General features: G+C 76.2%; 5 protein-coding genes. 4 read left to right on the top strand and 1 reads right to left on the bottom strand.

All coding sequences use genetic code 11. The features are described from left to right. On the top strand, positions 1 to 651 hold a 651-nt coding region (locus tag JWR81_RS18255), incomplete at its 5' end, for a hypothetical protein (protein WP_297653855.1). 111 nt (positions 652 to 762) lie between these two features. Here JWR81_RS18255 and JWR81_RS18250 read toward each other — a convergent pair. Next, the gene (locus JWR81_RS18250; protein WP_297653852.1) at positions 763 to 1,161 is read right to left on the bottom strand and encodes a hypothetical protein; all 399 of its coding nucleotides are present in this window, start codon (positions 1,159 to 1,161) and stop codon (positions 763 to 765) included. A gap of 180 nt (positions 1,162 to 1,341) precedes the next feature. Between JWR81_RS18250 and recC the strand changes: the two genes are divergently transcribed. The 3 genes from recC to JWR81_RS18235 form a co-directional block, all read left to right on the top strand. Beyond that, positions 1,342 to 4,650 (top strand): exodeoxyribonuclease V subunit gamma, encoded by a 3,309-nt coding sequence (gene recC, locus JWR81_RS18245; protein WP_297653849.1) that lies wholly within the window; start codon positions 1,342 to 1,344, stop codon positions 4,648 to 4,650. Beyond that, the gene (locus tag JWR81_RS18240; protein ID WP_297653847.1) at positions 4,647 to 8,009 is read left to right on the top strand and encodes a UvrD-helicase domain-containing protein; all 3,363 of its coding nucleotides are present in this window, start codon (positions 4,647 to 4,649) and stop codon (positions 8,007 to 8,009) included. The genes recC and JWR81_RS18240 overlap by 4 nt, the downstream gene beginning before the upstream one ends. Beyond that, positions 8,006 to 9,338: AAA family ATPase (locus JWR81_RS18235; protein WP_297653844.1), on the top strand; the 1,333-nt coding region annotated here is incomplete at its 3' end. The genes JWR81_RS18240 and JWR81_RS18235, both read left to right, overlap by 4 nt.

Here is a 9,338-nt window from a genome sequence, read left to right as displayed (position 1 = left end):
GCCGCCGACGCGGCCGCGGAGCTCGCCGCCCACGACGGTGCGGTCGCCGCGTTGCTCGCGGCCGGCGAGGCGGTCCGGAGGGCGCAGGACGAGGACGCGTCGCGCCCTCGTCCCGGCATCCTGCACCGCGACGCCCCCGGCGACGCCGTGATGGTCGTGGCGGCGGTGCGGCCCGGGCACTGCGAGATCGCCTGGGTGGGCGACTGCCGCGCCTACCTCTGGGACGATGCCGTCCTGCGGCTGCTGACGAAGGACCAGACCGCGGCGCAGGCCGTACGCGACGGCGGTGGGACGCCGCCGCGGAACTGGGAGAACGTGGTGATGGAGACCGTGGCCGGGGCCACGGTCGAGACGCTTGGTCACCGCGAGGTGCCGCCCGCGGTGGGACGGCTGGCGCTGCTCAGCGGCGGCGTCCACCACGAGCTGTCCGAGCACGAGATCGCGGCGTTCCTGGAGCGGTCCCCCGACTGCGCCGCCGCCGCTCGCGGGTTGACCGACATGGCGCTGCTGGGCGGGGCGGGCGACAACGCCGGCGCCACCGTGATCGACATGCCGATCCTTCCCCGCGCGGCGTACCCGATCGGGAGCACCAACCCCCGCATGCCGGCGGTGCCGGCGGAGCCGGAGCGGCAGGCCGCCGAGACGGCCTGACGCGGCAGGCGTTCACCGCCCGGCGCTGATCACGGACGGATGGTCGCTCGCGGCTGCCCGCGACCACCATCCGACCGTGATCGAGGTCCCAGACCGGGTGACGGACGGTGACTACGCAGCGGCGGGGCGCTGCTGCGGGATGCGCAGGTGCAGCGGCAGCGACGAGCGCGGGGTGGTGTCGGTGGTCAGGTGGAAGTGACCGCTGCGCGACCGGCTGCACAGGTAGGCGCGGAGCTTGTTGGCCCCGAGCTGCTCCAGCTCGCGGGCGGCCGCCTCGGCGTCCTCGCGGGTGCCGTAGATGACCTTGCCGGTGGTGCCGCGGCTCTGCTTCAGGGGCACGGTGCCCGCGAGCTCGGCGCGGCTGGGCGTGCAGAACACGGGCCGGCCGCTGTTGGCGAGACGGGCGTGGCGGATGAGGACGTCGGCGCGGGCGGCGTCACGGATGCCCCGCTGCTGCGGAACGGCCGGCCCGGTCGGTGCCTGGGCGGGCCCGCTTGTCGCGTCGTGCATGACGGCCTCCTTCATCGCGGATCTACTCGGAGATCGCTTGCTGGCCACCTTGCCGTTATCAGGTCGGCAGCGGCATCCCTCCATCGTGTCGTTTTTTCGGTGTGATCACGGTGAGTGACTTGTGGACAGCTCGGCCGCCCGCGTCGGTCACCGTCGGTCGCGGGCCATACCGTGTCGGCCATGACCTTGCAGGTGCACCGCGCGGAGCGGGCCGGCGCGCTCGCCGATGCACTGGGCCGCCTGCTGGCCGAGCCGCTGGCCGATCCGTTCGCCACCGAGGTGGTCGCGGTGCCCGCCAAGGGCGTCGAGCGCTGGCTCGCCCAGCGGCTGTCGCACCGGCTGGGTGCCGCTGGCGACGCGGGCGACGGGGTGTGCGCGGGCGTCGCGTTCCCCTCCCCCGGCTCGGTCGTCACGGCCGCCGTCGACGCCGCCACGGGCGTCGACCCCGCGGAGGATCCGTGGCGTCCCGCGCGGTCGGTGTGGCCGCTCCTGGAGGTGGTCGACGAGAGCGCGGGCGAGGCCTGGTGCGCCCCGTTGGGCACCCACCTGCACGGCGAGCGCCGCGGCCGCCGGTACGCCACCGCGCGCCGGCTGGCCGAGCTGTTCGATTCCTACGCCGCGTTCCGCCCGGAGATGGTGCGCCGCTGGGGGTCGGGCGACGACGAGGACGTGCCACCCGACCTCACCTGGCAGCCCGAGCTGTGGCGGCGCCTGCGCGCCCGCATCGGCGTGCCCGGTCCCGCCGAGCGGCTGGCCACCGCATGCGCGGTGCTGCACACCGATCCCGGCGCCACAGCGCTGCCGGCGCGGCTGTCGCTGTTCGGCGCCACCCGGCTCGGCGCCGACGAGCTCGCCGTGCTCGCGGCGCTGGCGCAGCACCGCGACGTGCACCTGTGGATCGCGCACCCGTCCCCCGCGCTGTGGGAGCGCATCGCACCGCTGGGGCAGGTGCCGCGGCGGAGCGCCGATCCCGGCGCGGTCGCACGGCATCCGCTGCTCGCGTCGCTGGGCCGCGACGTCCGTGAGCTGCAGGTCCGGCTCACGGCCGCGGCGCCCGGCCTCGCCGACCACCACCATGAGAGCGCGCCGCCGCCGTCCACGCTGCTGGGACGGCTCCAGAGTGACCTGCACGACGACCGCCCGCCCGTCGCCGACGCCGTGCTCGACCCGCAGGACCGCAGCGTGCAGGTGCACGCGTGCCACGGCGCCGACCGCCAGGTCGAGGTGCTGCGCGAGATCGTCCTCGGGCTGCTGGCCGCCGACCCCACCCTCGAACCGCGCGACATCGCGGTGATGTGCCCCGACATCGAGACCTTCGCGCCGCTGGTGTCGGCCGCCTTCGGCTCCGGTGATCCCGGCGGTGCCGGGCATCCGGGCCGGCAGCTCGCCGTACGCCTGGCCGATCGGGCGCTGCGCCAGCTCAACCCCCTGCTCGACACGGTCTCGCGACTGCTGGAGCTGGCGGAGGCGCGGCTCACGGCGTCGGAGGTGCTGGATCTGCTCGCATCCGGGCCGGTGCGCCACCGCTTCCGCCTCGACGACGACGATCTCGAACGCCTGCGCGAGCTGGCCGTGCGCTCCGGCGTGCGCTGGGGCCTGGACGGCGCGCACCGCGCCCCCTACCGGCTCGACGGGTTCGGGCAGAACACCTGGGCCTCCGGGCTCGACCGCCTGCTGCTCGGCGTCTCCATGTCGGGGGCCGACCCGTCGGGGGCCGGGCACACCTGGCTGGGCACGGCGCTGCCGCTGGCCGAGCTGGAGTCCGGCGACACCGAGCGCATCGGCCGCCTCGCCGAGTTCGTCGACCGGCTGGGCACCGTCCTCGGGGGCCTGGTCGGTGAGCGCCCGCTCACCGGGTGGATCGACGCGCTGGTCACCGGCCTTGACCTGCTCACCGACACCACTCCCGCCGACGCGTGGCAGGCCGCCCAGGCCCGCTCGGAGCTCGCCACGGCCGCCCGCGCCGCGGGTCCGCACGCCGCCACCGTGCCGCTCGGGCCTGCCGACGTCCGCGGGCTGCTCGCCGAGCGGCTGCGCGGCCGTCCCAGCCGGGCCAACTTCCGCACCGGCACGCTCACCGTCGCCACGATGGTGCCGATGCGCTCCGTGCCGCACCGCGTGGTGTGCCTGCTCGGCCTCGACGACGGCGCGTTCCCGCGCGCGGATGTGGTCGACGGCGACGACGTGCTCGCCCGCGACCCGCTCGTCGGTGAGCGCGATCCCCGCAGCGAGGACCGCCAGCTGCTGCTCGACGCCGTCTGCGCGGCGGGTGAGCGGCTCGTCGTCATCCACTCCGGGGCCGACGAGCGCACCGGTGCGCGCAGGCCCCCGTCGGTGCCGCTCGGGGAGCTGCTCGACGCGATCACCGCCACCGCCGGGCCCGATGCGCTCCTGCAGGTGGTGGTGCGCCACCCCCTGCAGCCGTTCGACGCGCGCAACTTCGAGCCGGGCAGGCTCGCCCCGGGGCGCCCGTTCAGCTTCGACCGCGCCGAGCTGGCAGGCGCGATCGCCGCCACCGCGCCGAAGGACCCACCGCCGCCGTTCGTCGGCGCCCCGCTCGCACCGGTCGTGGCCGACGCGATCGCCCTCGACGACCTTGTCACGTTCCTGGAGCACCCGGTCAAGGGCTTCCTACGGCAGCGCGTGGGGCTGTCGCTGTTCGCGGGCGACGACGACCCCGCCGACGCGCTGCCCGTCGAACCCGACGGGCTCGCCACCTGGGCCATCGGCGATCGGCTGCTGCGCGACCGGCTGGCCGGCCTGGAGCTGGACCGCTGCCGCCAGGCCGAGTGGCGCCGCGGGGAGCTGCCGCCCGGGGCGCTGGGCGACGCCGTGCTCACCCGTGTGCTCGACGACGTCGAGCCGCTCGTGGCCGCCGCCGAGCCGTACCGCACCGGGGAGGCCGACGACCGTGACGTCGACGTCGCGCTGCCCGACGGCACGCGCGTGGTCGGCACCCTGGGTGGCCTGTACGAGCGCACGCTGCTGCGAGTCGAGTACTCCCGGCTGGCGCCCAAGCAGCGGGTGCGGGCGTGGGTGCGGCTGCTCGCCCTCACCGCGTCCACGGGCGAGCAGTGGCAGGCCGTCACCCTCGGCCGGGGCACGCGCTGGGGCCTGCAGCGGGCCGTCATGGGGCCGCTCGATCCCGCCAAGGCCCTGGCCACGCTCACCGATCTCGTCGGGCTGTATCGCGAGGGGCTGCGCGAGCCGCTGCCCCTGCCCCCACTCGGCGGCCACACCTACGCGAAGGTCCGCAACGGCGGCGCGTCGCCGGCCGAGGCCGCCGAGGAGGCGATGCGGGGCTGGAGCAGTGGCGCCGGAGCCGAGCGGTCCGACGACGCCCACGTCCGGGTCTGGGGTGCGGGCGCCCCGTCCGACGTCATCACGGGGATCCCGGGCGCTCCCGGCGGCGAGCCCACGCGGTTCGGCGACCTCGCGATGCGACTGTGGAGCCCCCTGCTGATGTCCGAGGAGCTGGTGCGCCGATGACCGCCGTCCTGGCGCCCACCGCCTTCCGGGTCGACGGCCCGCTGCCCACCGGCACCACCGTGCTCGAGGCGAGCGCGGGCACCGGCAAGACGTTCACCATTGCCGCGCTCGCCGCCCGCTACGTGGCCGACGGCATAGCCGAGCTCCCACAGCTCATGCTCGTGACGTTCGGCCGGGAGGCCACCCAGGAGCTGCGGGAGCGGGTCCGGGCGCGCCTGGTCGACGCCGAGCGCGCCCTCGCCGATCCCGCGGCCGCCCGCGACGGGGGCGACGAGGTGAACGCACTGCTCGCCGGGGGCACCGACGACGAGGTGGCGCTGCGCCGGACCCGGCTGGCCCGCGCGCTCGCCGGCTTCGACGCCGCCACCATCGCCACCACCCACCAGTTCTGCCAGCAGATGCTCGCCGGGCTCGGGGTGGCCGGCGACGCCGACGCCGACGCGGAGTTCGTCGAGTCCATCGACGACCTGGTCACCGAGGTGGTCGACGACTTCTACGTCCGCAAGTACGGCGACCGCGCGGCCGGCACGCCCGCGTTCAGCCGGTCCGAGGCGCTCACGCTGGCCCGCCGCGCCGTCCACGACGGGCAGGCGCGGCTGGAGCCGGCCGCGGCGGCGGCGAGCACCACCTCCGGGGTGCGGTACCGGTTCGCCACGGCCGTGCGTGCGGAGGTGGCCCGTCGCAAGCGCGCCCGGCGCCTCTACTCCTACGACGACATGCTCACCCGCCTCGACGACGCCCTCGCCGATCCCACCCGCGGCGCCCCCGAGCGGCTGCGCGCGCGGTACGCGGTCGTGCTGGTCGACGAGTTCCAGGACACCGACCCGGTGCAGTGGAGCATCCTGCGGCGGGCCTTCCACGGCCACACCACGCTCGTGCTGATCGGCGACCCCAAGCAGGCCATCTACGCGTTCCGCGGCGCCGACGTCGTCAGCTACCTCGACGCCACCGAGGCCGCGGGGGGCCACGCCACGCTCGCCCGCAACTGGCGCAGCGACGCCCCGCTGCTCCGGGCCCTGGACACCGTCTTCAACGGGGCGGCGCTCGGCGACCGGATCACCGTGCACCCCGTCGACTCGGCGCATCCCGGCCAGCGGCTTCGCGGCGCGCCGGTCGACACGCCGTTCCGGCTGCGTGTGGTGCCGCGCGGCAGGCTGGAGAGGTCCAAACGGGATCTTGTCGTCGTCGGACCAGCTCGCGCGCTCGTCGCCCGCGACGCCGCCTCCGACATCGCCGCGCTGCTGGCGAGCCCGGCCACCGTGGACGGCAAGGCCGTCCGGCCCGGCGACGTGGCCGTCCTCGTCCGCACCAACGACCAGGGCACCATGATCCGCGCTGCGCTCGCCGACGCCGGCGTGCCCGCGGTGCTGTCGGGCACCGCCAGCGTGTTCGGTGCCCCCGTCGCCCGCGAGTGGCTCACGCTGCTGGAGGCGTGCGAGCAGCCGCGGCTGTTCCGGCAGCGCGCGGCGGCGCTCACCTGCTTCCTCGGCCACACCGTCGAGGAACTGTGCGGGCCGGGCGCCGACGACCTGCTCGACGTGCTGGGCGCCACCGTGCGCTCGTGGGCCGGCGCGCTGCACGAGCGGGGCGTGGCGGCGCTGCTGGAGGCCGTCACCGCCGACACGGCGCTCCCCCGTCGCCTCCTCGCCCGCACCGACGGCGAGCGCCTGCTCACCGACCTGCGCCACATCGCCCAGTCCCTGCACGCCGCGGCGGTCGAGGGCCACCTCGGTCCCGCCGCGCTGGTCGACTGGCTCCGCCACCGCATCGACGAGGCCGCCGTCGACGTGGGCACCGAGCGCAGCAGGCGCCTGGAGTCCGACGCCGCGGCCGTCCAGATCATCACCATCCACCGCAGCAAGGGCCTCGAGTTCCCCGTGGTGCACGTGCCGTTCGCGTGGGACCGCTTCGTGCCCGACCCCACGGTGCCGCTGCTGCACGACGGCTCGGCGCGCGTGCTCGACGTCGGCGGGGAGAGCGGTGAGGGCTGGAAGGAGCGCTGCGCGCGGCATCGCGCCGAGGAGGCCGGTGAGGACCTGCGTCTCCTGTACGTGGCGCTGACCAGGGCGAAGTGCCAGGTCGTCACGTGGTGGGTGCCGTCCACCACCACCGCGTCGGCCCCGCTGCACCGGCTGCTCATCGGCCGTCCGGCCCCGGGAACGGAGCCGGCCCAGAGCTACCGCATCCCGCCCGACACTGCGGCCCTGGACGCGCTGCGCGCCCTGTCCGCACCCGAGCTCGCCGTCGAGGAGGTGGGCGCGCGGCCGGATGCCGCCTTCGCCCCCGCCGCCGCGAGCACCGTTGTGCTGGAGGCCGCCGTGTTCGCCCGGGAGATCGACCGGCAGTGGCGGCGCACGTCGTACTCGGCGCTGACGGCCGCGGCGGGCCACCAGGCCGTCGGCCCCGTGCTCGGTGCTGTCAGCGAGCCGGAGGAGACCGGCACGGAGGACGAGGCGGACATCGAGTTGGAGGTGCTCGCGCCCGAGGCCGACGCGGTGCCGATCACCGTGCCGATCGACACCGTGCCCTCGCCGATGGCCGATCTGCCGCTGGGCACCGGGTTCGGCACGCTGGTGCACGCGGTGTTCGAGGTCGCCGACCTCTCCGCCCCCGACCTGCTCACGGAGCTCACCACCCACTGCACTGAGCAGATGGTGCGCAACCCGGTCCCGGGCCTGGACGCCGCCACGCTGGCCGCCGCCCTGCTCCCCGCCGCGCAGACCCCGCTCGGCCCACTCACGGGCGGGCTGCGGCTCGCCGACATCGCCCCGCGCGACCGGCTCGCGGAGCTCGACTTCGAGCTCCCCCTCGCGGGCGGCGACCAGGCGGGGGCCCGGCGGCTGCTGCTCGGCGAGCTCGCCCCGCTGCTGCGCCGCCACCTCCCCGCCGACGACCCGCTGCACGCCTATCCCGACGCGCTGGAGTCCGCGGCGCTGGTGGGCCAGCCGCTGCGCGGGTACCTCACCGGCAGCATCGACGCGGTCCTGCGGCTGCCGACGGGGTCGTTCGTCGTGGTGGACTACAAGACCAACTGGCTCGGGCCGTTCGAGGCCGAGGGCCGGGCACCGCTGACGTCCGCGCACTACACGCCGGAGCGGCTGGCTGAGGCCATGATCGGCGCGAACTACCCGCTGCAGTCGCTGCTCTACGGGGTGGCGCTGCACCGCTACCTGCGCTGGCGGCTGCCGGGCTACGCCCCATCGCGCCACCTCGGCGGGGCGCTGTACCTGTTCGTCCGCGGCATGTGCGGCCCCGGCACCCCGCTGGTCGACGGCGTCCCGTGCGGCGTTTTCGGCTGGGCGCCACCCCCCGCGCTCGTCACCGACCTGTCCGACCTGCTCGCCGGAGGCGTGTCGTGAGCACGACCTCGCAGCCCGCCACCTCGCAGCCCGCCACCTCGCAGCCCGTGGAGCGCCGTCGCAGCGCGCCGGAGGGCTCCGACCACACCACGGGTGCCGCGACGTCGAGCCGCTGGGGATCCCGCGGCGTGGGCGACCCCGCCGTCGCCCACGCCGCGTCGGGGCTGCTCGGGGTGTTCAACACCGCGGGCGTGCTGGAGGCGTCCGACGTCCATGTCGCCACCCGGCTCGGACGGCTCGGCGGTGAGCCGTCCGAGGACGTGCAGCTCGCCGCGGCACTTGCGGTCCGGGCGGTACGCCTCGGCTCGGTGTGCGTCGATCTCGCCGGTGTCAGCCGGACGGTGCTGGGTGAGGGCGACGAGCTCGTCGACGTCTCGGCGCTGCCGTGGCCGGAACCGAGCAGCTGGCTCGCGACCTGCACGGCGGGCCCGCTCGTGGCCGACGGCGCCGGGGCCCCGGCCGGTCGCCCGTTGCGGCGGGTCGACGGCCTGCTCTACCTGGAGCGGTACTGGGGCGAGGAGGAGCAGGTCCGCCTGTCGTTGCAGCAGCGGGCGGCGGCCACCCCGCCCGAGGTCGACCTGACCCGCCTGCGGGCGAGCCTCGACCGGCACTTCCCCGACGCGCACTCCACCCGCCAGCGGCTCGCCGCCGCCGTGGGTGTGCTGCGGCGCGTCACCGTCCTGGCGGGAGGACCGGGCACCGGCAAGACCACCACGGTGGCGCGGCTGCTCGCCGTACTGGGCGAGCAGCCCGGCCCGCCTCCCCGGGTCGCGCTCGCCGCCCCCACCGGCAAGGCGGCGGCCCGGCTGCAGGAGGCCGTGCAGGGCGAGCTCGCGGGCGCCGACCTGCGCGTGCCGGAGGCGTCCACGCTGCACCGGTTGCTGGGCTGGCGGCCCGGCGGCCGGTTCCGGTACGACCGCACGCAGCGGCTGCCGTTCGACGTCGTCGTGGTGGACGAGACGTCGATGGTGTCGCTCACCATGATGGCCCGCCTGCTCGACGCGGTGCGCCCCACCGCGCGGCTGGTGCTCGTGGGTGACCCCGACCAGCTCGCCTCCGTCGAGGCCGGGGCGGTGCTGGGCGATCTCGCCCGCGCCCCCGGCCGTTCCGAACCGGCCCTCGACGCGGCGCTGACCTCGCTCCGCCTGCCCGACGGCGTGGTCAACGGCGTCGTCACCCTCGACCACGTCTGGCGCTTCGGCGGTGCGATCGCCGCGTTCGCCCGCGCGGTGCAGGCCGGCGACGCCGACGCGGCGATCGCGCTGCTCCGCTCCGGCGCCTCGGACCTGGCCCTGGTCGACCCCACCGCGGCGCCCGGCTCGGACGGCG

This window comes from Pseudonocardia sp. (assembly GCF_025965585.1).
Lineage (GTDB): Bacteria > Actinomycetota > Actinomycetes > Mycobacteriales > Pseudonocardiaceae > Pseudonocardia.
The sequence above is the reverse complement of the archived record's forward strand: the minus strand, read 5'-3'. Positions and strand labels throughout refer to the sequence as shown.